Origin of the sequence: Citrobacter sp. Colony219 (assembly GCF_019382635.1) — a bacterium.
Classification (GTDB): domain Bacteria; phylum Pseudomonadota; class Gammaproteobacteria; order Enterobacterales; family Enterobacteriaceae; genus Citrobacter; species Citrobacter youngae.
Genome location: NZ_CP080033.1, coordinates 3,992,105 through 4,015,626 on the forward strand (window position 1 = coordinate 3,992,105; position 23,522 = coordinate 4,015,626).

The window sequence follows — 23,522 nt, forward strand, 5'->3', positions numbered from 1 at the left end:
GTTATCCCCTTCTCGCCAGCGTCGCCCCATCGGCAAAGTAAGCTTTAATCCCCGCCAGAATCGACTCTGCAACTTCCTGCTGGAAGGTCGCCGTTTTGAGTTTGCGCTCTTCCTCAACGTTACTGATAAACGCTGTTTCTACCAGAATGGACGGAATATCCGGCGCTTTTAGCACCGCAAACCCGGCTTGTTCAACCTGGTTCTTATGCAGATTGTTGATTTTACCAAGCTTATTTAATACCGCTTTACCAAACTTGAGGCTGTCGGCGATGGTCAGCGATTGCACCATGTCGAACATAGTGTGGTCGACGTAGCGGTCGCCACTCTTGCTGACGCCACCGATGAGATCCGAGGCGTTCTGGGTCTGTGCCAGATATTTCGCCGCGGTACTGGTCGCGCCTTTGGTCGAGAGCGCAAACACCGACGAACCGCTGGGCTGTCGACTGGTAAAGGCATCGGCGTGAATCGAGACAAACAGGTCTGCACGCTGCTTCTGCGCTTTTGCCACACGGACTTTAAGTGGAATGAAAATATCTTCATTTCGCGTCATAAAGACCTTCATGTTGCCCTCTTTCTCTATGAGGGCTCGCAGACGGCGGGCAATCTGCAGTACCACATCTTTTTCACGCGTCTTGTATTTCCCCACCGCGCCGGAATCTTCCCCACCGTGGCCCGGGTCCAGCATAATGACAATGGGGCGATCGCGTCCCGCTTTGCCCGGCTGTGGGCCACTCTGCGCAGGTGGAACCTGTTTATCCAGATCGCCCTTGTTGTAATCTTCCAGCAACGCCAGCAGAGGATCCTGAACATCCTGGGCATTCGCGGGATAGAGATCCATCACCAGACGTTCTTTAAAGCCCGCCACCGGCGCCAGAGCAAAAAGTTGCGGCTTCACATTCTGTTTCAGCTCGAACACCATCCGCACGGTTTGTGGATCAAACTGGCCAACGCGCGCCGATTTAATATACGGGTCGTCAGGACGAATCTGCGCTCCCATGCCCTTGAGCACCGAGTTCAGATTAACGTCTTCAATATCCACAACCACACGCTCAGGATTACTCAGGGCAAACTGTTTGTATTTCAGCAGACGGTTAGATTCTACCGTGACGCGGGTATAGCTGGACGCAGGCCAGATACGTACGGCAACGACCTGACTCGTGGCTGCCAGACCAACCTGGCTGACGCTTAAAAGCCACATAGCACCCGCACCTTTCAGTAAACGGCGGCGACTGATTGCTGAGTTGGATCCCGACATGCTTCTCCCGAGCAAAAGAAATCTGTATTGAGGTAATACGTAAAACGTCCGAATTGACCGGAAACTTTAGCGAATGACGCATAATCTGTCATCTATAAAAGGGTAAACATTCTTTTTATATTCACGGTATTACTGATAAAAATCTTCGGTATGGGTAAAAATTACGCTTGCGCACAGCACAAAAACAGAATAAAAATACACAAATTACGAATAATCATGCAATGAGGGTATGCCGTGGTGAAGGAGCGTAGAACCGAACTGGTACAGGGATTCCGCCATTCTGTTCCCTATATCAATACCCATCGGGGAAAAACGTTTGTCATTATGCTGGGCGGCGAAGCCATCGAGCATGAAAACTTTTCCAGTATCGTCAATGACATTGGTCTTCTTCATAGCCTCGGCATCCGCCTGGTCGTGGTCTATGGCGCACGACCGCAGATTGATGCCAATCTTGCGGCGCATCATCATGAACCGGTGTACCACAAAAACACGCGCGTCACCGATGCGAAAACCCTGGAGCTGGTCAAACAGGCTGCGGGGCTACTTCAGCTTGATATTACCGCCCGCCTGTCGATGAGCCTGAATAATACGCCGTTGCAGGGGGCGCATATCAATGTGGTCAGCGGTAATTTTATTATCTCGCAACCGTTGGGTGTGGATGACGGCGTCGATTACTGCCATAGCGGGCGTATTCGTCGTATTGATGAAGAGGCGATTCACCGCCAGTTAGACAGCGGCGCGATTGTGCTGATGGGACCGGTCGCCGTTTCCGTCACCGGTGAGAGCTTTAACCTGACGTCAGAAGAGGTCGCCACGCAGTTGGCTATCAAACTGAAGGCGGAAAAGATGATCGGCTTTTGCTCCTCTCAGGGCGTCACCAACGATGATGGCGATATTATTTCCGAGCTGTTTCCCAACGAAGCCCAGGCTCGCGTTGAATTGCAGGAAGAGAAAGGTGATTACAGCTCCGGCACGGTGCGCTTCCTGCGCGGCGCAGTGAAAGCCTGTCGCAGTGGCGTACGCCGTTGCCACCTGATTAGCTATCAGGAAGATGGCGCATTACTGCAGGAACTGTTCTCCCGCGACGGGATCGGGACGCAGATCGTAATGGAAAGCGCCGAGCAGATCCGCCGCGCCACCATTAACGATATCGGCGGGATTCTGGAGCTTATCCGCCCGCTGGAACAGCAAGGTATTCTGGTCCGCCGCTCGCGCGAGCAGTTGGAAATGGAGATCGACAAATTCACCATAATTCAGCGCGATAACCTGACCATCGCCTGCGCCGCCCTGTACCCTTTTCCGGAAGAGAAGATTGGCGAAATGGCGTGCGTGGCAGTGCATCCGGACTACCGTAGCTCATCACGCGGCGAAGTTTTGCTGGAGCGGATTGCTGTGCAGGCCAGACAAATGGGGCTGAGTAAGCTGTTCGTGCTGACGACGCGCAGCATTCACTGGTTCCAGGAGCGCGGCTTCACGCCGGTCGATATCGATCTGCTGCCGGAAAGCAAAAAAGAGATGTACAACTATCAGCGGCGGTCAAAAGTGCTGATGGCGGATTTGGCATAGGAGTGGTTGCCGGATGCGGCATAACTGCCTTATCCGGCCAGCAAATGTTATTGATTAAACAGCGCCGACAATCCGCTTCGGCGTTCGGTTCGGGTGGCAATGGCGCTACTCAATATCCGTTCATCGGCATACAGTGACAAACGACGGCGTGCGCGGGTGACGGCGGTATAGACCAGCTCACGGGTCACCACGGGTGAGTGCTGGTTGGGTAAAATTAACGCCGCGTGGTCAAACTCAGATCCCTGCGATTTATGGACGGTCATTGCCCAGGTCGTTTCATGTTCAGGCAAGCGACTGGGCTGGACCGATTTGATAGAACCGTCCGGCAGCGCAAACCACACTCTCAGGCCCTGCCCACGATCGAGGGCAATACCAATATCACCGTTAAATAATCCCAACGAACTGTCATTGCGCGCGATCATTACCGGCCTTCCCTCATACCAGCGGCTATGCGTCGAACGGTGAATTTTGCGCTTTTGCGCCATCACCTGCTCAATGCGTTCATTCAAGCCACTCACGCCAAACGGGCCTTCCCGCAGGGCGCACAATAGCTGATACTCATTGAAGGCCTGAATGACAGCATCCGGCTCGGCACGATCGCGCAGTAAATCGAGATAGTTCCCATAACCCGCCAGCGCTTCTTCCAGCATCGCGGCGTAATCCTCGCTGCTGTGCAGAGCGCGTTTTTCGATGTCGCTAAATCCCTGCTGGAAGACCGTTTTTATCGCGATTTTATCACCACGATTAATCGCCGCAGCCAACTGGCCGATTCCGGAATCGCTACCGAAACGGTAGCTCTTTTGCAGCAGGCACAAACTGTCGCGCAGAGCAGCCGCCTGAGTTCCCGAACCAGCCGGAATAGTGGTTTCAGTCAGGCGACTAAGCTGGCGGGCACGTTCCGGGGTAAAGCCATCACCGACGAAAGCACAGATATCCCCCAGCACCGCCCCCGCTTCAACGGAAGCGAGCTGGTCGCGATCGCCAAGAAAAATCACCCGCCCATGTGGCGGTAGCGCATCGATAAGGCGCGACATCATTGGCAAATCGATCATCGAGGCTTCATCCACCACCAGCACGTCCAGATGCAGTGGGTTTCCTGCATGATGCCGCAGGCGTTGGCTTCCAGGCTGAGCGCCCAATAATCGGTGCAATGTACTGGCATCATCGGGAATGCGCTTCTTTTGCTCATCGGTCAGCGGCAGTTCTCGCAGCGCCGCGCCCAGCGAGGCGGTCAGACGGGCTGCCGCTTTTCCCGTTGGCGCCGCCAGACGAATACGACAGCGTTCACCGTCCGCCATCTGAATCAACGCCGCCAGAAGCCTCGCCACCGTTGTCGTTTTTCCGGTCCCCGGCCCGCCGGAGATCACCGATATACGGCGGGTCAACGCCACAGCAGCCGCCACTTTTTGCCAGTTAACGCCTTCAACGGGTGGAAACAGCGCCGCCAGCGTGTGGGTCAGCCGTTGTTCATCCACCTCAATGGCGTGGTTAACTTCACCGAAAAAGCGCGCCACCGCGCGTTCGTTATGCCACATGCGGTTCAGATACAAGCGATCGCCGTACAGCACCAGCGGCGTGGGCTGCTCGCCACGGCTTACCGCAGCGGAGGCCAGCAGGCATTCCGACCAATCTTCCGGTTCACCGGCCTCGCACAGCCAGGCGCTCAACAGCGGATGGGCATCTTCGCGTAAAGACAACCGGGAAAGCGGTAAGCAAACGTGCCCCTCGCCCGCCTCACGGCTAAGCAGAGCCGCCGCCAGCGTAACGGCAGGGTTGTCGTTTCCGGCAACCGCCAGCGCAAACTGAGCATCCAGAGGACGGAGCTGTTTTTGCTCTACGGCCTCCAGCAATCGTTTCTGGATTGTCATTGCATCTCCTCCAGAGCCGCACCGGCAAACAACTCGTCCATCAACGCGATCAATTCCCCATCGGGTCGGGTAGCGTAAATTCCCTGCTGCGGATTTTCACTATCAACGCCACGCAGGAAAAGATAGATAACGCCGCCAAAATGGCGTTCATAATCGTAATCAGCAATGCGATGGCGCAGATAACGGTGCAGTGCCAGGGTATACAACTGATACTGCAGATCGTAACGGTGCGCCTGCATGGCTGAGGCCATTGCCTGCTGGGTATACGCAGAACTGTCTTCGCCCAGCCAGTTTGACTTGTAGTCGAGCAGGTAATAACGCCCCTGGTGGCGGAACACCAGGTCAATAAACCCTTTCAGCATGCCGCGAACCTGCATAAAGTCCAGCGGCGGGCAGCCAGCCGAAAGCGGATCGTATTGGCGGATCAACGCATCAAGTTGGCTGGCCATCAGCGGCTGCGAAATCGGCAGATAAAACTCCATCTCCACCTGTTTTTCACGCGCGGAAAGCTGACTCAAACTCACGCCGGTCTCGTTGAGAGGCGCCTGCAAAATGGCGTCCAACCATGCGGTCAAAACCGGCGTCCAGTGTGCATCATAACCGCCCAACGCCAGTTTTTCTTCGACCCAATGCGGCTCTACCGGTTGGGTGAAGTCGAGATCTTCAAACAGGCTATGCAAAAATGTACCCGGCGAAGCGCCGCGCGGAAACTGATGCGGCGTGAGTCCTGACTCTTCAATAACCTCACCGACGCCTGCGGCATCGATATCCAGTCGCGGGATCAGATCCTGCGCAATACCATGTCCACGCTGTTGCAGACCGGAATAGCTGGTCACGCGCCAGCTGTCACCAGGCGTACGCTGCAGTATTTTTGCATTCAACGTAGAACTGGTGGGTTGTGCAACCTGCCAGCGCTCACCGTCCGGTTTATTCGGCGTCAGGCAGGCGATATTCTCACCGCACAGCGCCTCAATAGCGCCACGCAGACCCGCGGCATCCATCGGCTCGCCTTTTTGCAGCAGGCGGCCAAGGGCACTCTGATGCACATCGGTATCCCCTTTCTTATCGCCCCGACGGCGTACCAACGGCGCCACGCCAAGGCTGCAGTGCCATACCGAACGGGTGAGCGCAACATAGAGCAAGCGCAAGTCTTCTGCCAGACGTTCCGCTTCGGCCAGCTCAACGCTCTCCGCGGCATCGCTGAGATCCAGCACCGCTTCAAAGGAGCTGCGATCGTGGTAGAAAGCCTGATCCTGGACGCGGAAATTGGTGATAAACGGCAGCCAGACCAGCGGATATTCCAGCCCTTTCGATTTATGGATGGTGACGATTTTAACCAAATGCTTGTCGCTTTCGAGCCTGAGCTGCTGACTGGACGCATTGCTGTCGGGTTCAAGAATATGCTGTGACAACCAGCGCACCAGCGCATGCTCGCTTTCCAGCTGCGATCCGGCTTCCTGGAGCAGTTCGCTGATATGTAAAATATCGGTCAGGCGGCGTTCGCCCCCCGCCGTCGCCAGCAGGTTCTCCGCAATATGGCGAGCGGACATCAGCGCGCGCAGCATGGGCATCACGCCGCGTTTATGCCAGATCTGACGATAGCCATCGAACTCCTCGACTACCGCATCCCAGGCATTTTCGTCGTTATTTAACGCTTCGAGATCCTGCGCATTCAGCCCCATCATTGAGGTTGCCAGTGCGCTACGCAGCGTGTTCTCACGCTCCGGCGTCATCACCGCTTGCAGCACCCACAGCAGTTCCTGCGCTTCCAGCGTTTCAAACACGCTGTCACGGTTGGAGAGATAAACAGAGGGAATGGCCAGTTGCGTCAGCGCATCGCGGACCAGCGCCGCCTCCTGGCGGCTACGAACCAGTATGCTGATGTCCGAGGCGCGTACCGGCCTGGACGTTTTACCGCTGACCAGTTGCGCAGCGCCAGAATACCCGGCCTTAAGCCAGTCGCGAATTTGCGTGGCGCACACCTGCGCCATGTAGTTCTGATAGTCGCCTACGCCACAGCTTTCCCCTTCCATCAGCCACATACTCATGGCTGGCTGCGTTTCACCGTGTAAAACAAACTGAAGCGACTGGTTTTTCTCTGCGGATTTTACCGGGCTGAAGGGGATGTCGCGGAACATAAAGGCGTCGTTCATCTGGCTGAAAATCGTATTCACGCTATTGACCATGCCAGGAGCCGAACGCCAGTTAGTATCGAGCGTATAGTGCGCGCTGACTTCGCTGCGCGCCTTCATGTAGGTAAAGATATCCGCGCCGCGAAAGGCGTAAATTGCCTGTTTCGGATCGCCAATCAGCAGCAGCGCGGTGTCCGGTTGATGCTGCCAGATACGGCGGAAAATACGGTATTGCTGCGGGTCGGTATCCTGGAACTCATCAATCATCGCGACCGGAAAACGGGTACGAATCGCCGTCGCCAGCGCATCGCCGCTTTCACTGCGCAACGCTGCATCCAGACGGCTGAGCATATCGTCAAAACCCAGCTCGCCGCGGCGGCGTTTCTCCTCGGCAACCGCCGTGCGGATCTCCGCCAGCGCCCGGGTGATCACCAGATCGCGGATTGTCAGCGGTTGGCCAAGCAGTTGATCAATAGCGACGAAAAGCGGGTGCTGAGGCGTTAGGCCGCCCGCTTTGGTTCGCTCTTCTAAAAAGCGCTGGGAGAATTTCTCCAGCGCATCAGGCAACTGATAGCTTTGGGTTTCTTCCTGCGCCCACGCGCTGATCTTTTCGATCCACTTACCCTGGTTACCACGATTAAATTTACGCCGGTCGATCCCGGATGCTTCCAGCAGGCCATCCAGCTCATCAACGGCATCGCGCCATTGCTGCTTAATTTGATTAATGCGCGCGAGGATTTGTTCGTGCCGGGTTGCCAGCGTTTCGTCATCGGGCGGTGGAGCCTTGATAACCGGTGCTTCCCCTTGCAGATAGCGATCGATATCTCTCAGCAGCGCCTGCGGTCCTTTCCACGTTTCAAAAATCACCTGCGCAATGTCACGGGGCAGCGGATAGCAGTGTCGACGCCAGAAGTCCGCACAGGCCTGATAGCGCAGCAGCGATTCATCTTCGATCAGTTGTTGCTCAAACAGCATGCCTGACTCAAAAGCGTTGAGGCTGAGCATACGCTGGCAAAAGCCGTGAATGGTAAACACCGCCGCTTCATCCATCTGTCTTTCTGCCAATAGCAGCCACTGGGCGGCCTGTTTTTTATCGGCGATTTCATCTAACAGACGGGCGTATAGCGGGTTATCGGTGGTTTCACGCAGGCAGGCAATACGCAGTTCATGGATGTTGCTACGAATTCGACCGCGCAGCTCTTCAGTAGCCGCCTCGGTGAAGGTGACCACTAACAGTTCTTCGACGGTCAGCGGACGAGGAAAGGCGGCAGAGCCGCCCAGTCCAAGCAGTAAACGTAAATACAGGGCGGCGATGGTAAAGGTTTTACCGGTGCCCGCAGAGGCTTCAATCAGGCGCTCGCCCGTCAGGGGCAAGCGGAGTGGATCAAGGGACTCAGCGGCATCATTCATTCTTATCACTCATCAGGGGTAAGGTTTGCTGCAACGCGCTGACGGTCTGCCACACTTTCCAGCCTTCCGGGTGCACATATTCTGCTTTCCCGTTCTGACTGCCGGAAACCTGTGACAGTATCGCCATGCCTTGCGGCTCAACCACCGCCTGATGGAAGAAGTCGGCAAGCTTTTGCGGCGTCAGCAGTTTAATCTGAGCCACTATTTTATCACGTGAATCGAAGCGCATATTGCCGCGATCAAAATCTTTGCTTAACTGCGAGGCTTCTGCCCCCAGCGTTTGCGGGGCCTGGAGCATTTGCGCAATAATCGCCTGCTGAATTTGTGCGAACTCATCAGCTTTCATCACCCGCAGCTTCGCTTCCGCCGTGGGGAAAAATGCCTTATAGCGTTCCCAGAGATAGGACGGTTGCTTGTCGCTGCTTTGCAACAGGAAGCCCATTCCCCACTGGCGGCCAACGCTCATTGGGAAAGCAAAGACGGCATAACCTAATTGCTCTTCAGTACGCAGTTGATTGTAGAACCACGGTTGAACAATCTGCCCTAACATGGCGCTATAGGCTGAACTGGTGTACTCATCGTATCCAGTTGGCACAAATACCGCCGCCAGCGCGGAATCCGTACTACTGCCCGCTTTTTCAAAGATGACAGACTGCTTCTTGTCTACCACAACATCTTTGTTTCGGCACCACTGTGAGCCGTTCGCACCAAGCTGCTTCTGGATATCCCGCGCCATGGTTTTCGCCTGAGCTTCGCTCATATTACCGACCACCAGGAATTCGGGACGCGCCCCGGTTTTCAAGGCGTCGCGATAGGCCATTACCTCTTTCAGGGTGATGGAAGTCAGTAACTTACGGCGCTCATCGCGTGAGAAGTACGGTACCTGAGACAGCATCTGAACCGGCATGATCGCCTGATCGTAGGCTTTGCCTTTCTCCGCCGAGTCCATCATCTGGGCGTACCAGGATTTCGCCTGTTCCAGCTGTTCATCTGTTGAGGTGTAACTGAAATAACCGCTCAGCAGCGCCTGGAAAAGCTGCGGCAAACGCTGAGTATAGCCGTTGGCGTTAAGCATCAGGCCGTTATTAGCGTTTGTAGAAAAACCAATACCTCCCACTGCGGCCTGGTTACTTAACTGGTCGAGTGCAATACCCGCCAGATAATCGTTCAGGGCGAATAAGACCTGATTGCGGGCGCTGTCCATCGCTTTCGGGTTACGCAGTATCACGCTGACATCAACCTTTGGCTCGCTGGCAAAATACTGGCTCGGCGCATACACCACGCGTAAATCCGGCTCATCAACGATCAGTTCCGGGTGAGCGTATTTTTTATCCGCCTTAATCAGCGTGAAATCATCAGGAATGTAGGGGTTCAACTCCGGTAATGACAACGCAATGCCCTGCGCTTTTTGCTGCCAGTCGGCAAAGGTTTTGTCGCTGATTTTATCTACCTGATAAGGTGCATCGACAAAGTAAGCAGTTTTATTATGCGGCTCTTTCGCGCTGATATACCAGATACGCGCATTCTGCGGCGTCATCATTGCCAGACGTTGCTCAACGGCTTTGGCATCGTACTGGTCGGCAATATTCACCGCATCCAGAGTATGCTCGACGGGAACGCGGATCATGGTATCCGCCAGCCATTCAACGTAGTCCATATCACGGGTGATAGAGGGATAACGAAAATCGAGATCCAGCACGTGCGCCAGTTCGTCAAAATAGCGTTTATCGATACCTTTTTCACGTAACAGGTTGAGATAGCTAAAGATTGCAGCAACAACTTCATCGCGATTCGCCAGCCCTTTGTCGGTTAACGTCGCGGAAATGGCTAACACGCCGCTATTCCCATTGACCACCGGATCGGAGTCCGCACGAATACCTTCAACCAGCCCCTGCTTTTGCAACCAGTCAGACAATGTGCCCGGACTACGATTGCCAATCAGGTAGGTCACCAGCTCATCGGTTTTACTGCGGAACTGCGCGCTATTGTTATCAATACGAAACTCAACGCGCAGCACTTTACGCGGCATTGCCGGAACATAGTGGATGATGACGCCCTTTTGCGCGTCGGTGACAACCGGGACGGTTATTTCCGGTTTTTCAATATTTCTGTTTGGCACGCGACCAAAGGTGTCAGCCGCTATCCGCGCCAGCTCTGGCAATGGTTTATTGCTATAAATCACCGCCTTCATCAGGTTCGCGGAGTAGTACTTTTCATGAAATTTGTGTAACGCCTGTACCACCGGATTACCCGGTTTATCGCTTAATGTTTCCAGATTTCCGCCGGAGAAGCGAGAACCAGGGTGCGCCGGGTTAATAGTCTCCGCACTCACCTGCGCCATACGCATCCCGTCTCGGGTACGCGCCAGCGTCAGCTCGGAGTTAACCGCGTTACGCTCGCGATCGGCATATTTTTTATCCAGTAACGGATCGGCAATAGCGTCTGCCAGGCGATCTACAGCCCCCACCAGCGCGTCGTTTTCAACCTCAAGATAGAAAGCCGTACGATAAGGCGCAGTGCTGGCATTATGGCTGCCGCCGTGCATTTTCAGGAATTCAGACAGGCTGTCCGGCTGCGGGTATTTTTTCGACCCCATCAGACACATGTGTTCGAGATAATGCGCCAGCCCCTGATGATCGTCCGGATCTTCCAGCGAACCCACGGGGACCACCAGGGCAGAAAGGGATTTCACGGCCTGCGGATCGGATACCAGCAATACGACCATACCGTTATCAAGGCGCACGGCCTGATACTGACGGGTGTCTTTATCGCTTTTACGGATGGTTTCAGCTAAAGGCTGCCAACCGGTATCAGCCTGACTTACGGGAACCCAAAGGGCGACGAACAACAGTAATGCGCTAAACCAGGTGCTGCGGGGCATTCACAAACCTCATCATTAACGTATTCACCTGTTCACTGCAAACAACGCATTAAGCGTGGTCTGAACAGGGCAAGACTCTGTGCTGAACGCGTCAGCCTCTTCTCTTTGTAAGAATCAGTCCGTGACAGAAAGCGCATCATAGTGGAAGCCATCAAATTGCGCAATTTTTATACAATCATCGCGACTGATTAAATCGAAAAATCGGTAACAGGTAACGCTGAGACTGTAAAACAATGGTCTCCAGCGTATCAGCATCCAGTTGACGCCACAGACGTTGATACCAGATGTCATCACCTTCACCGCGTACCATCATGTTGCCTTCATAGGCCTGCAGAAACTTACTGCGCGCTTTTTGCAACGTATCATCGTCATCTAACATGGCATCATTTACGGCGTCATAACAGGTTTTTATCCACGCCCCACCACTTTCCGGTAATACCAGTAGCGGCGATGACATGCCTTCCCGATATCCCTCAATAAGTTGCGACAGATACTGTAACGCCTGTTCGGCCTCCAGTGGAGGGAAACGCCACTCGCCGTCTTTGCGTAAGAACAACCGGCTTTCTCCCGTACCGCCACTCGCACAATAGACAAGATGTTCCAGCCAAAGTTGCACACCCTGCGCAATGCTGATCAAAGATGGGCGCCAGCGCAACAAACCGTCCTCTTGTACCTGCGGCAACCAACCGGTGATTTGCACGCCGTTACAGGTAAGATCGATTTCCATGCTCTGACAAGGCTGACGACAGGCGATAATGCGTTCAGCCAGCGTCTGCATCTCCTGACGCTGCGTATCCCACAGAATTTCACCAAATGGCCCATAGGGAAGCGCACCCGCCGCACGAAAACGGCGAAACAGTCGTTCAGCGTCGTTCTCTTCAACCAGGGTATTAAGCAACTGCTGATTAAGCTGATAGCGGCTGAGCCCTTCGAGGATAAAGGGTTCTGTTTCCGGGATTTCGCTCTCTTCAGAGCGGAAATTTACCCTCAGGCGCATCTGGAAAAACGCCCGCACCGGATGAGCCCAAAAGCGTTGCAGCGTTTCCAGCGTCAGGGTTTCAGGCATTGTAAAGGGGAGCGGCTGGACAAAATCCGTGTGCGCTTTGCCTGACAGACTTGCCGCTGGCAACCACTCTCGAGCATAACTTTGCTGCTCACCTGGCAGATAGTTTTGTGCATCAAAGGGCATACGGGTATGTAAACGGGTAATGTGCGCTTTTACTTTCGCTTCACTTTGATCGCTAGTGAGTAATTCATCGCCCGGCAAATAGTGGCTTTGCCCAATGTAATCCATAAGTTCCTGCACCAGCACCGACGGGAAGCGCTCACTGTTATCCTGGATTGAGCGGCCGATATAGCTGATATAGAGCGTTTGTTGCGCCGAAATCAGGGCTTCGAGGAACAGATAGCGGTCATCATCACGGCGGCTTCGGTCACCACGCCTCGGTTTTTGGCTCATCAGATCAAATCCCAGCGGCGCAAGCTGGCGCGGATAAACGCCATCGTTCATGCCCAACAGGCACACCACTTTGAAAGGGATAGAGCGCATCGGCATCAGCGTACAGATATTGACAGGCCCTGCCAGGAAACGCTGGCTGATGCGCTCCTGGTCAAGACGCTGCGCCAGTTCGTCACGTAACAGAGACAGCGGTATGGCCTCGCCATACTCGGCCCCCAAACCTTCAGTGATAATGGCCTGCCACTGCTGTTCAATCAGCGTCATCGCCGCTTCGGTGTCCGCGTCCGGCAGGAAGAAATCATTAAGCATGTCCCGGCAAACGGGTAACCACTCTTCCAGCGGGCGTTCCTGTGCTAACCCTCTGCGCCAGATGTTTAGCTGCATCAGCAACGAGGCCAAATGCCCGACTAACTCGGCAATCAAACCACTGGACTCATCATAGGGCAATACCGACTGCCACTCACCCTGTGCGCTTTCCATCGCATAGCCCAGCAGCATACGTGTTAAACCAAATTGCCAGGTATGCTGGCCAGTTGGAGGAAGCGCGAGTTCGCGCACGTTGTCGTCGTCAATGCCCCAGCGAATTCCAGATTCATTGACCCACAAACGAAGATAGCGCAACCCTTCTTCATTGATGTTGAAACGCGCAGCCAGCACGGGGACATCCAGTAATGCCAGCACATCCTCCGAAACAAAGCGGCTGTCCGGTAGCGAAAGCAGACTAATAAACGCCTGTAAGACGGGATGAGACTGACGCGCCCGGCGATCGGAAATAGCATACGGCAGGTAACGATCGGCCGGTGCACTGCCAAAGACAGCCTGAATAAATGGACTGTAGCTGTCGATATCCGCCACCATCACGATGATGTCGCGCGGCGTCAGCGTTGGGTCCGCTTCCAGCATTGCCAGCAACCGGTCGTGGAGTATTTCCACTTCGCGTTGTGGGCTATGACAGACATGAAACGTCACACTAGTATCATTCGGCTCAAGCAACCGTTTATTGTCGCTACGCGAATACTCCTCCAGGCTGACTCCTGCCACCGCATGGTTTTCGAGTTCCAGAATATCCGCTTGAATATTATGCAAAAGATTGTCAGGAGTAATATCGACAAACGCATCCAGCTCCTGGCTGTTTTCCAATTCAGAAAGCAGATATATGTAGTCACGCCCTAGTTTTCCCCATGAGGCCAACATCGGATTCCCCACATCCTGCTCACCATCGCTGTTAAACAGTCCTTCAGCATTCTGACTATCGCGAAACAGCGGTAAATGTCGTTCTTCAAAGCTATGCCTACGCTGACGCGCCAACAGTTTAGCCAGATAAGCGGGGTCTTTAATATCCCCCCAGTAGTAACGACAGGGATTGGTAAAAAGCAGATGAATATCAATGTGCTTACCCAGCGCTTGTAATGCCTGCAGATACACGGGCGGTAGCGCGGAGATACCACAAATAAAGACGCGCGAGGGCAAGCCTTGTGGGCAGTCAGACGTATTCTCCAGGGTCTGAATAAACCGCTGATATAAATTGGCACGATGCCAGCCTGGCTGTCCCAGTTCAGCCGTGTATTCCACCAGTGCTTTCCACAATGGCGCTTGCCAGGCCTGAGCATCTCCTAGCCCTTCCACCTGCAGCCCCACCTCCCACTGCGTCAGCCATTCAGGACGGTAGACTAAATACTGGTCGAATAGATCCGCAGCGCGTGATGAAAGCTGAAACAGCTTACGTTTGTCTGTGTCGTCGGTGAGATAGTGGCGTAGCAGTGCGAAATCGTCGTTATCCAGCAATTGAGGTAGCAGCGTCATCAGCTTCCAGCTCATGCTCTGTTTGCTAAATGCGCTCTCTTTTGGGATATCCGGCAATACACGCACAAACATATCCCAGATAAAACTCGCTGGCAGCGGGAAATCAATGTTAGCGGCAATACCAAACTTCTGTGCCAGAGTCATTTGCAACCACTGCGCCATACCGGTGCTTTGAACCAGGATCATCTCGGGTTCAAAGGGGTCGTCCAGCCGCTCGCGCTCAACGATATATTCCATCAACGCTTCCAGCACATCCAGACGATTGGAGTGGTAGACCCTTAACATAGCAACTCCTGACTACTGACGATTTGGGCAGTGCAGTCGTGTCATCTGACCCTGCCTGCCCAGAGGGGAAGTAATTTTAACATTGATGCTGACACATCCCGCTATCGTTGTCTGCATTCGGTTAATTTGCCAGTTTAAAGGTGGTGAATACATATGCAACTGCGTTTGCTGCCAGGCGTGATGCCACAATTGTTGATACTGGCTTCTGACTAAAAAGCTCTTCATCAGCACCCGCTGATATCCGGAAAGCGCGGTCACGATCATAATCATCAGCACCATTGCCAGCATCACTTCCGGCAGGCTAAAACCACGCTGTCTGTTCAGGGTATCAGACATAACGCCAGCACCTTTAACGGGCAGAAATCGCTCCAGCCATGCGCTGAGAATTCGATAGTACCCTCGATAATCATCCCCTGACGCCATAGCGATATACCTTCATATTGCGCAATAAGCAGCACGAGATCGTCGTCGAGCACACGCAGGCAGACTGTCGCACCCTGTGTGGAATAGCGTCGACACTGCGTTGCCATCTGCAAACTCCAGGGCTGCATACGTGCCCATTCCATGGCGGATTGCACCACTGCCTGATGTTGTAGCGACTGGCTTTCCGTTGCCACCCGCGACGCAAAACTCGTCTCCTGTCGGCTTACGCCTTGCAGCAACAGACTGCCAAGTACCAGGAGTAAAAGCACCATTGCAAGCGATGAAACACCTCGCTCACGGTTCACAGGTTGAATCCTGTGACGTCATAGAATACCTCAATGACCTTTTGAGGTTCGGCGTTGCTTCTCCCGCGCAGGTGCAACGAAAGCACTGGCGCAAATCCGCTGATATTCAGGCGCTCCACCTGAAATACCTCAATCTGAATAGAATCCGGATCGGTCATTTTATCCCAACCTTTTCCCACGCAGGTTGTTGCGCCACGCAAGGTTTCCAGCACCTTATCTTGAACACGAAACCCAACGGCATCGGCCTCCTTTGCCGGAATATCGTCCCAAACACCGTTGCTATTGGCATCCCAGCGTACAATCACACAGTCTCCCGCGGCTGATATCATCAGCCCTTCTCCGATACAGTTTCCCCGACAATAGCCAGCCCGCTGGAGATGCTTCGCCACGGTATACATCCGCTGCCAGAGCTCATCTTCAAGCACTAGCTGACGAGTGTTCTGCAAAATTTCTCGCTGCAGCGCAGGTAAAAATCGCGCAGCGCTGAGGAGTAAAATGCTGCTTATCACCATAGCGATAAGCACCTCAAGCAGTGAAAAGCCACGTTCACTTACCGACATTGATCCGCCTCACCGCGTTCGCAAAGCCTGATTCGTCCCCAACCAGACACCACCACACGCCATTCACCTGCAGCATTCTTCAGGTAGATATGCCCGGCCCATGCGGTATTACGTAGGCCAAAAAAAGCCAGTGACGGTGTTATCTCTGCTATCTCGACATCAGCCCAGAGTGGCGTAAAAATCAACGGTGAAACCGGCTGACACGAAGTTTGTGACGTCGCTGAGCTTACCAGACACCATGTTCCTCCTTCGCGGAGCACGTTGATGACGTGATCACGATTACGCCAGTTAGCATCTTCGCGCAATTGCAGCAGGTAATCCCGCACCTGGCTGGCTGTTTGCCATAACCGCTGCTGTTGTTGCCAGCGCTGCCAACCGTACAACCCCGATGCGCCAAGCGCCGCGACAATCAGCATTGCAATCAGGGTTTCGAGAAGCGTGTAGCCTTGTTGTTTTTTCATGTCGCCAGTATGGCGTGAGAGAAATTAATAACGAGGGGGAAATTCAGCTTCTTCGGCAAGCTACGGAGAATATTTATCGCATTACATCACGTTGCAAAATTTCAGGAATCAACGCCGCAGAATAGAATGTAAGGCAAAAAAAACCGACGCATAAGGCGCCGGTTGTGACAGGATTAGCCTCGATCAGATAGCGACCGGTGCTTTAATGCCTGGGTGCGGATCGTAACCCTCAATTTCGAAGTCGTCGAAACGATAGTCGAAAATTGAATCAGGTTTACGCTTGATAACCAGCTTCGGCAGCGCACGTGGCTCACGGCTAAGCTGCAGATGTGTTTGATCCATATGGTTGCTGTACAGGTGCGTGTCACCGCCTGTCCAGACAAAATCACCGACTTCAAGATCGCACTGCTGCGCCATCATGTGAACCAGCAAGGCGTAGCTGGCGATGTTGAACGGCAGACCGAGGAACACATCGCATGAACGCTGATACAGTTGGCAAGAGAGTTTGCCATCCGCCACGTAGAACTGGAAGAACGCATGACACGGCGCCAACGCCATCTTATCCAGTTCGCCTACGTTCCACGCGGAAACGATAATACGACGGGAATCCGGGTCGTTTTTCAACTGGTTCAGCACCGTCGTGATCTGGTCGATATGGCGGCCATCCGGTGTTGGCCATGCACGCCACTGTTTACCGTACACCGGACCTAAATTACCGTTCTCATCAGCCCATTCATCCCAGATTGAGACGTTGTTTTCATGCAGGTAGGCAACGTTGGTGTCGCCCTGCAAAAACCACAACAGCTCATGGATGATCGAGCGTAAATGGCAGCGTTTAGTCGTAACCAGCGGGAACCCTTCCTGCAGATTAAAACGCATCTGATGACCAAAAATGGAAAGCGTTCCGGTTCCGGTGCGGTCGTTTTTCTGTGTGCCTTCATCCAGCACTTTTTGCATCAGTTCTAAATACTGTTTCATGGTTCCTCAGGAAACGTGTTGCTGCGGGCTTCGACGGTATGCCCAAACCATCATAATAATACCTGCGACAATCATCGGGATAGACAGGATCTGCCCCATGCTGATGTACTGGACCCATGTGCCGGTAAACTGCGCATCCGGCTGGCGGAAGAATTCGACGATAATACGAAACGCGCCATAGCCAATCAGGAACAGACCGGAAACCGAGCCCATCGGACGAGGTTTGCGAATAAACAGGTTAAGAATGATAAACAGCACAACCCCTTCCAGCGCCATCTCATAAAGCTGTGAGGCATGGCGAGGCAAAGAGCCGTATGTGTCAAAAATAGACTGCCACTGCGGATTGGTTTGCAGCAATAAAATATCTTCAGTGCGGGAGCCAGGGAACAGCATGGCGTACTTAAAGTTAGGGTCAACGCGTCCCCACAGTTCACCGTTGATAAAGTTACCCAGGCGGCCTGCGCCCAAACCAAACGGAATTAGTGGAGCAATAAAATCAGAGACCTGGAAGAATGTACGCCTGGTGCGTTTGGCGAAGATAATCATCACCAGAATCACCCCGATAAGCCCGCCATGGAAGGACATGCCCCCATCCCAGACGCGGAACAGATACAGCGGGTTATCAAGGAACAGCGGGAAGTTATAGAACAGCACGTAGCCAATACGCCCGCCGAGGAAGACCCCGAGGAAGCCTGCATAAAGTAAGTTTTCTACTTCGTTTTTGGTCCAGCCACTGCCCGGGCGATTAGCCCGGCGCGTCGCCAGCCACATCGCGAAAATAAACCCCACCAGATACATCATGCCGTACCAGTGAAGCGCGACGGGTCCAATTGAGAAAATGACCGGATCGAAATCCGGAAAATGCAGATAGCTACTGGTCATCTGTCACCACAAGTTCTTGTTATTTCGCTGAAGTCAGACAGCAATTGATAAGCGCGCCTGCATAATGCAGGCGCTCCAAAGGTGCGAATGATAGCACAAGGGGATCGCAGCGGATGCCGGGAAGATGTAAAAGATCTGTATAGGTAATCTTTACCCCCCGTATTGCCTGATGGTGCTACGCTTATCAGGCCTACAATCCTCCGCGAATCAATCCTCCCATGCCACGACGCTCCATAAAGGCCGCTACCTGATGGCGTACCTCTGCCGCCATCTGCGCTTCCAGGCTGCGCTGCGCCAGCGTTTGCGCCTCATCAAAATCGATATGACGCAGCAGATATTTAACGCGAGCGACAGAACGACCGTTCATTGACAAATGGCGAAAACCCAGGCCTATCAGAATGGCTACACACATCGGGTCGCCCGCCATTTCACCGCATAAGCGCAAATCGATACCGCTTCTTTCGGCTTCCTGCGCAATCATCGCCAGCGCGCGTAACATCCCCGGATGCAGACTGTCATAAATGCTGGCTACCCGTGTGTTGTTACGATCGACGGCCAGTATGTACTGGGTAAGATCGTTGGTTCCGACCGAGATAAAGTCAATCCGGTTTGTCAGATGCGGCAGCATGAACACCATCGACGGAACTTCCAGCATGATGCCAATGCGCGGTTTCGGGATCTCGTAGCCGATCATCTCTTCCACTTCGCGTCCGGCACGTTCAATCAAACGTCGCGCTTCGTCCACTTCATCAATGCTGGTTACCATCGGTAGCAAAATGCTGAGGTTGCCGGTTGCCGCGTTGGCACGCAGCATGGCGCGAACCTGGATCAAAAAGATCTCTGGCTGATCGAGCGTTATGCGGATCCCTCGCCAGCCAAGGCACGGGTTCTCTTCACTGATGGGCATGTAGGGCAGTTGTTTATCGGCACCGACATCCAGCGTACGCAGAGTTACGGGCTTATCGTTAAACATCTGCAGCATACCCTGATACTGCGCAACCTGTTCTTCTTCCGAAGGAAAACCGCTTTGCAGCATGAACGGGATTTCGGTGCGATACAGGCCAATACCGTCGATCCTGCTACCCAGCTTTTCTTCATGTTCCGGGCTGAGACCCGCATTGAGCATCACCTTCACGCGCTCGCCGCTTTTCAACTGTGCTGGCTGGTTGACGTCGTCTTCCGCCAGGCGGCTCAGCTCAATTTCTTCACTGATAAGACGCTGATATTCCTGGATTAATACCGGCTCCGGATCAACCAACAGTTCGCCACGATAGCCATCCACCACCAACGTGCGGCGGTGCAACACAGACGGCTGGATATCAGCCCCCATAACGGTCGGGATCCCCAGCGCACGAACCATAATCGCCGCGTGAGAGTTGGCGGCACCATCCCTGACGACAACCCCTACCAACCGGTCCTGGGGAAGTTCCGCCAGCGTAGTGGCAGACAGCTCATCCGCCACCAGCACGAAACGTTCCGGCCAGGCATTCGGCCCCTGAACAGAGTCGTCAAGATGGAACAGCAGACGCTGCCCCAACGCGCGCAAATCCCCGGCGCGTTCTTTGAGATAGTTATCGCTTAGCGCGGCAAACTGTTCGGCAAACTTCTCGATGATCGTTTTAACCGCCCACTCGGCCACCGAGCCGTTATCCACTTCCGCGAACAACTCGCGGCGCAGACGGGTATCGGAGAGCAGGTGCGAATAGAGATCAAAAATTGCCGCCGTCTCTTTCTGTGCCCCGGCAGCAAAACGCTTACTGTAGCGGCGAAATTCATTTGCGGCTTCTTCCAGTGCGCCAGTCAGACGTTCACGCTCAAGCACTGGATCCAACGTTGAAGCCTGATACACCTGTTCCATCAGAGGTAACGTGGCATCCTGCCAGCCTTCAGCGATCGCCACGCCGGGGGCGGCAGGCAATGCGCGGATACGCGTTTGCCGGTATTGCCCAAATAGCGCGGTTAACTGCGACTGAGACAGAATAGCGGCCATTTGTGTGGCAAGCGTGACCAGAAAAGATTCTTCGCTTTCGTCGTACTGGCGCAACTCACGTTGCTGTACCACCAGGACGCCTAATAACTGGCGTCGCTGGATGATCGGTACGCCTAAGAACGCACGAAAGCGTTCTTCTTTCACCGAAGGAATATATTTAAAGCTGGGGTGTTTTTGCGCATCGGCGAGGTTGATAGGTTCCGCCAGCCTGCCAACCAGGCCAACGATCCCTTCATCAAACGCCAGTGCAACAGTGCGACCGCGTGGTTTTTTAAGTCCTCGGGTCGCCATCAGGTAATAACAGCGTCGGTCGTGATCGGCCAGGTAGACCGAGCAGACCTCTGTATCCATCGCAAGACAGATGTCAGTAACCAGAATATTCAACGCCTCATTGAGACGTGGGGCACTGGCCACCTTTTCGACTATTTCGCGCAGGCGGGTGAGCATAATTTGCGTAGCTTAACCTCTTTTACGTCTGTACGCAGGTGCGCTTTGCGGCTTAGGAGTGCTCTCCTGAAGCGCCATCACAACACTTGCGAATTCTTTCATCACCCTGCGATAGACATCGCGTTTAAATGACACCACCTGTCGAACCGGATACCAGTAACTCACCCAGCGCCAGCCGTCGAACTCAGGTGTACTGCTGGTTTGCATATTGATTTCAGCATCGCTACTGACCAACTGCAAAAGAAACCATTTTTGTTTCTGGCCGATACAAACCGGCTTTGTGTCCCAACGCACCAAACGTTTCGGTAACTTGTAACGCAACCAGTTACGAGTAGAAGCAAGGATCCGCACATCTTTACGACTCAGACCTACTTCTTCAAAGAGTTCCCGGTACATCGCCTGCTCTGCTGTCTCTCCTGCATTTATCCCGCCTTGCGGGAATTGCCAGGAGTGCTGACCAAATCGCCGGGCCCACATGACCTGCCCCTGGCGGTTACAAATTACTATCCCTACATTCGGGCGGTAGCCATCGTCATCAATCACCGGACTACCTCAACATAAACCTTATATACAAACGATTGTTTCACACTCCAGAGGGGCGGTAAACCACTCTGTTAAGGGCGCGATATTCTAATAACAATTGAATAACTCACAGCAAAGGGCCGAGTTATAAACAGAAGATATGCTACATAGGCGATTTTATTCACCTTTTCTGTGGATATAGTTGTGAAGAAGTACGGAATTACTATGGGAAAACCCGGAGCAGTCTGAATAAGACATCCGTCACACTCAAAAAATAGTCTTATATATTCATTAAGTTAAAAGCAACAACTGTAGCTAAACATGCAGAAATGTGATGCACGTCACGCATACGATCTTCGAGCTGATGAAAGATCGACCAGCGTTGGTTTTATCCACAGATTATGCCAATAAGTTAGGCACAATTTGTGTGAAAATTCGATTTTCGTCGCACGTCAAGGCTGTAAATTGAAACAGTAGTGGGGGTTTTTCACAGTTATCCCATCTTTCTGTGGATAACATGGTGTAAGATCCTGTTCATTGTCAGTGACCAGAATTGGAAAACCCGGTTTTCTGTTGCGCAACCCTTTACATCAAAATATAAAAACCACTATAAATCATGCAATTGGATAAAGCATGTGGAAAAAGATAAACTCTGTCCACACGGTATAAAATCATTGCTCATTTTTTAACCCAAGGGTAACCCTGATGCCAGAACTCCATCCATTGCTTTCTCCGCCTGAATCCGAAGCCCAGTTGCTGCACCAGGCACGGCAACTTTCGGGCTACACGCTGGGAGAACTGTCGGCGATGGCAGGACTCGTCGCGCCAAAGGATCTGAAGCGGGACAAAGGCTGGATTGGCGTGCTGCTGGAAATTTGGCTTGGGGCCAGTGCGGGCAGTAAACCGGAGCAGGATTTTGCCGCGCTGGGCGTGGAGTTAAAAACGATCCCTGTAGATAGCCTTGGCAGACCGCTGGAAACGACCTTTGTCTGCGTGGCACCGTTAACCGGTAATACCGGCGTGACCTGGGAAACCAGCCATGTTCGACACAAGCTTAAACGCGTGTTGTGGATACCCGTAGAAGGTGAACGCAGCATCCCTGTGGCTGAACGGCGCGTTGGCTCTCCGCTGCTGTGGAGTCCGAATGAAGAGGAAGATCGACAACTGCGTCTGGACTGGGAAGAGTTGATGGACATGATAGTGCTAGGCCACGTCGAACGCATCACCGCTCGCCATGGGGAAGTGCTGCAACTGCGTCCTAAAGCCGCTAACGCCCGGGCGCTGACCGAGGCCATTGGCGCCCATGGCGAACCGATCCTGACTCTGCCCCGCGGGTTTTACCTGAAAAAGAACTTCACCCGCGCATTGCTGGAACGGCATTTTCTATTCCAGGCTCAATAACACACCCTGACCTTTCGCCCGTCGCGTTACGCGCCTATAATTACCGCTTCTTTTTTTTGGCAGGACTTTGTTTGATGTTATTTGCATGGATAACCGATCCTAACGCCTGGCTGGCGCTCGGTACGCTGACGCTGCTGGAGATCGTTCTCGGAATCGACAATATTATTTTCCTTTCTCTGGTTGTAGCAAAACTCCCAACAGCACAACGCAATCATGCCCGACGAATCGGGCTGGCGGCAGCGATGGTGATGCGTCTGGCGCTGCTGGCATCCATCGCCTGGGTAACGCGGCTCACTAACCCGTTATTCGAACTGTTTGGCGAGGCGATTTCAGCACGCGATCTGATCCTTCTGCTCGGCGGATTGTTCCTGATCTGGAAAGCGAGTAAAGAGATCCACGAGTCCATTGAGGGCGAAGAGGAAGGACTGAAAACCCGCGTCTCTTCTTTCCTGGGCGCGATTGTGCAGATCATGCTGTTGGATATTATCTTCAGTCTGGACTCAGTAATCACCGCAGTAGGCTTGTCCGATCATCTGTTTATTATGATGGCAGCCGTCGTGATTGCCGTGGGCGTAATGATGTTTGCAGCCCGCCCAATCGGTGAGTTTGTTGATCGTCACCCTTCGGTAAAAATGCTGGCACTCTCTTTCCTGATACTGGTTGGCTTCACGCTAATCCTGGAAAGCTTCGATGTCCATGTTCCGAAAGGATACATTTACTTCGCTATGTTCTTCTCTATCGCTGTAGAGACCCTGAACCTGTGGCGCAATAAAAAAAATCCACTCTGACTGACACTATCGCTCCCCCCATGGGGAGCGAATACTCCCCGCGCACCTTCCTTCTCTCACAGATTAAGATTTTACTGCTTTCGCCCTGCACAACTTCGCGTTATTA

The 23,522-nt window shown here is 53.4% G+C and carries 16 protein-coding genes; 3 read left to right on the forward strand and 13 right to left on the reverse strand.

The genetic code is table 11. The annotated features are described in order from the left end of the window. Nucleotide 1 precedes the first annotated feature (1 nt). Nucleotides 2-1,255, reverse strand: coding sequence for an N-acetylmuramoyl-L-alanine amidase AmiC (gene amiC / locus JTI85_RS17825; RefSeq protein WP_048213099.1), 1,254 nt, complete (start codon nt 1,253-1,255; stop codon nt 2-4). A 234-nt stretch (nt 1,256-1,489) separates the two neighbouring features. Between amiC and argA the strand changes: the two genes are divergently transcribed. Then, nucleotides 1,490-2,821, forward strand: coding sequence for an amino-acid N-acetyltransferase (argA, locus tag JTI85_RS17830; RefSeq protein ID WP_048213100.1), 1,332 nt, complete (start codon nt 1,490-1,492; stop codon nt 2,819-2,821). A gap of 47 nt (nt 2,822-2,868) precedes the next feature. On the opposite strand, the gene recD is transcribed toward argA, so the two are convergent. From recD to rppH, 12 genes are all read right to left on the reverse strand, one after another. Then, the gene (recD, locus tag JTI85_RS17835; protein WP_199954420.1) at nt 2,869-4,689 is read right to left on the reverse strand and encodes an exodeoxyribonuclease V subunit alpha; all 1,821 of its coding nucleotides are present in this window, start codon (nt 4,687-4,689) and stop codon (nt 2,869-2,871) included. Further along, nucleotides 4,686-8,231, reverse strand: coding sequence for an exodeoxyribonuclease V subunit beta (gene recB / locus JTI85_RS17840; protein WP_219351823.1), 3,546 nt, complete (start codon nt 8,229-8,231; stop codon nt 4,686-4,688). The genes recD and recB overlap by 4 nt, the downstream gene beginning before the upstream one ends. After that, entirely contained in the window at nt 8,224-11,112 is a 2,889-nt protein-coding gene (gene ptrA / locus JTI85_RS17845) for a pitrilysin (RefSeq protein ID WP_200037688.1), read from the reverse strand. The genes recB and ptrA overlap by 8 nt, the downstream gene beginning before the upstream one ends. 175 nt (nt 11,113-11,287) lie before the next feature. Continuing rightward, complete coding sequence (gene recC / locus JTI85_RS17850; protein WP_219351824.1) at nt 11,288-14,659, reverse strand: exodeoxyribonuclease V subunit gamma; 3,372 nt, start codon at nt 14,657-14,659, stop codon at nt 11,288-11,290. Nucleotides 14,660-14,671: 12 nt separating this feature from the next. Then, on the reverse strand, nt 14,672-14,995 hold the full coding sequence (locus JTI85_RS17855) for a prepilin-type N-terminal cleavage/methylation domain-containing protein (protein WP_137376214.1): 324 nt from the start codon (nt 14,993-14,995) through the stop codon (nt 14,672-14,674). Beyond that, entirely contained in the window at nt 14,980-15,387 is a 408-nt protein-coding gene (locus JTI85_RS17860; protein ID WP_137376213.1) for a DUF2509 family protein, read from the reverse strand. Before JTI85_RS17860 ends, JTI85_RS17855 begins: the two co-directional genes overlap by 16 nt. Next, complete coding sequence (locus JTI85_RS17865; protein ID WP_115601531.1) at nt 15,384-15,947, reverse strand: prepilin peptidase-dependent protein; 564 nt, start codon at nt 15,945-15,947, stop codon at nt 15,384-15,386. Before JTI85_RS17865 ends, JTI85_RS17860 begins: the two co-directional genes overlap by 4 nt. Next, a complete protein-coding gene (locus JTI85_RS17870; protein ID WP_219351826.1) occupies nt 15,938-16,408 on the reverse strand; it encodes a prepilin peptidase-dependent protein in 471 nt (156 codons plus the stop codon). Before JTI85_RS17870 ends, JTI85_RS17865 begins: the two co-directional genes overlap by 10 nt. Nucleotides 16,409-16,591: 183 nt before the next feature. Beyond that, the gene (gene thyA / locus JTI85_RS17875; RefSeq protein ID WP_005123418.1) at nt 16,592-17,386 is read right to left on the reverse strand and encodes a thymidylate synthase; all 795 of its coding nucleotides are present in this window, start codon (nt 17,384-17,386) and stop codon (nt 16,592-16,594) included. A gap of 6 nt (nt 17,387-17,392) precedes the next feature. Continuing rightward, nucleotides 17,393-18,268, reverse strand: coding sequence for a prolipoprotein diacylglyceryl transferase (gene lgt / locus JTI85_RS17880; RefSeq protein WP_116361175.1), 876 nt, complete (start codon nt 18,266-18,268; stop codon nt 17,393-17,395). A gap of 190 nt (nt 18,269-18,458) precedes the next feature. After that, complete coding sequence (gene ptsP, locus JTI85_RS17885) at nt 18,459-20,705, reverse strand: phosphoenolpyruvate--protein phosphotransferase (protein ID WP_115601529.1); 2,247 nt, start codon at nt 20,703-20,705, stop codon at nt 18,459-18,461. Nucleotides 20,706-20,717: 12 nt separating this feature from the next. Then, on the reverse strand, nt 20,718-21,248 hold the full coding sequence (rppH, locus tag JTI85_RS17890) for an RNA pyrophosphohydrolase (RefSeq protein ID WP_003825602.1): 531 nt from the start codon (nt 21,246-21,248) through the stop codon (nt 20,718-20,720). 684 nt (nt 21,249-21,932) lie between these two features. On the opposite strand from rppH, the gene mutH reads away from it, so the two are divergent. Further along, entirely contained in the window at nt 21,933-22,628 is a 696-nt protein-coding gene (mutH, locus tag JTI85_RS17895) for a DNA mismatch repair endonuclease MutH (protein ID WP_061068501.1), read from the forward strand. Nucleotides 22,629-22,702: 74 nt separating this feature from the next. Next, nucleotides 22,703-23,416 carry a TerC family protein gene (locus tag JTI85_RS17900; protein ID WP_040232169.1) on the forward strand — a complete coding sequence of 238 codons (714 nt, stop codon included), beginning with the start codon at nt 22,703-22,705 and terminating at the stop codon, nt 23,414-23,416. The last annotated feature ends 106 nt before the right edge of the window (nt 23,417-23,522 follow it).

What these genes read in the sequence shown, in the direction of transcription:
- amiC (WP_048213099.1), bottom strand. Translation starts at nt 1,255, where the DNA reads ATGTCGGGATCCAACTCAGCAATCAGTCGCCGCCGTTTACTGAAAGGT.
- recD (WP_199954420.1), bottom strand. Translation starts at nt 4,689, where the DNA reads ATGACAATCCAGAAACGATTGCTGGAGGCCGTAGAGCAAAAACAGCTC.
- recB (WP_219351823.1), bottom strand. Translation starts at nt 8,231, where the DNA reads ATGAATGATGCCGCTGAGTCCCTTGATCCACTCCGCTTGCCCCTGACG.
- ptrA (WP_200037688.1), bottom strand. Translation starts at nt 11,112, where the DNA reads ATGCCCCGCAGCACCTGGTTTAGCGCATTACTGTTGTTCGTCGCCCTT.
- recC (WP_219351824.1), bottom strand. Translation starts at nt 14,659, where the DNA reads ATGTTAAGGGTCTACCACTCCAATCGTCTGGATGTGCTGGAAGCGTTG.
- JTI85_RS17855 (WP_137376214.1), bottom strand. Translation starts at nt 14,995, where the DNA reads ATGTCTGATACCCTGAACAGACAGCGTGGTTTTAGCCTGCCGGAAGTG.
- JTI85_RS17865 (WP_115601531.1), bottom strand. Translation starts at nt 15,947, where the DNA reads ATGTCGGTAAGTGAACGTGGCTTTTCACTGCTTGAGGTGCTTATCGCT.
- JTI85_RS17870 (WP_219351826.1), bottom strand. Translation starts at nt 16,408, where the DNA reads ATGAAAAAACAACAAGGCTACACGCTTCTCGAAACCCTGATTGCAATG.
- thyA (WP_005123418.1), bottom strand. Translation starts at nt 17,386, where the DNA reads ATGAAACAGTATTTAGAACTGATGCAAAAAGTGCTGGATGAAGGCACA.
- lgt (WP_116361175.1), bottom strand. Translation starts at nt 18,268, where the DNA reads ATGACCAGTAGCTATCTGCATTTTCCGGATTTCGATCCGGTCATTTTC.
- ptsP (WP_115601529.1), bottom strand. Translation starts at nt 20,705, where the DNA reads ATGCTCACCCGCCTGCGCGAAATAGTCGAAAAGGTGGCCAGTGCCCCA.
- mutH (WP_061068501.1), top strand. Translation starts at nt 21,933, where the DNA reads ATGCCAGAACTCCATCCATTGCTTTCTCCGCCTGAATCCGAAGCCCAG.
- JTI85_RS17900 (WP_040232169.1), top strand. Translation starts at nt 22,703, where the DNA reads ATGTTATTTGCATGGATAACCGATCCTAACGCCTGGCTGGCGCTCGGT.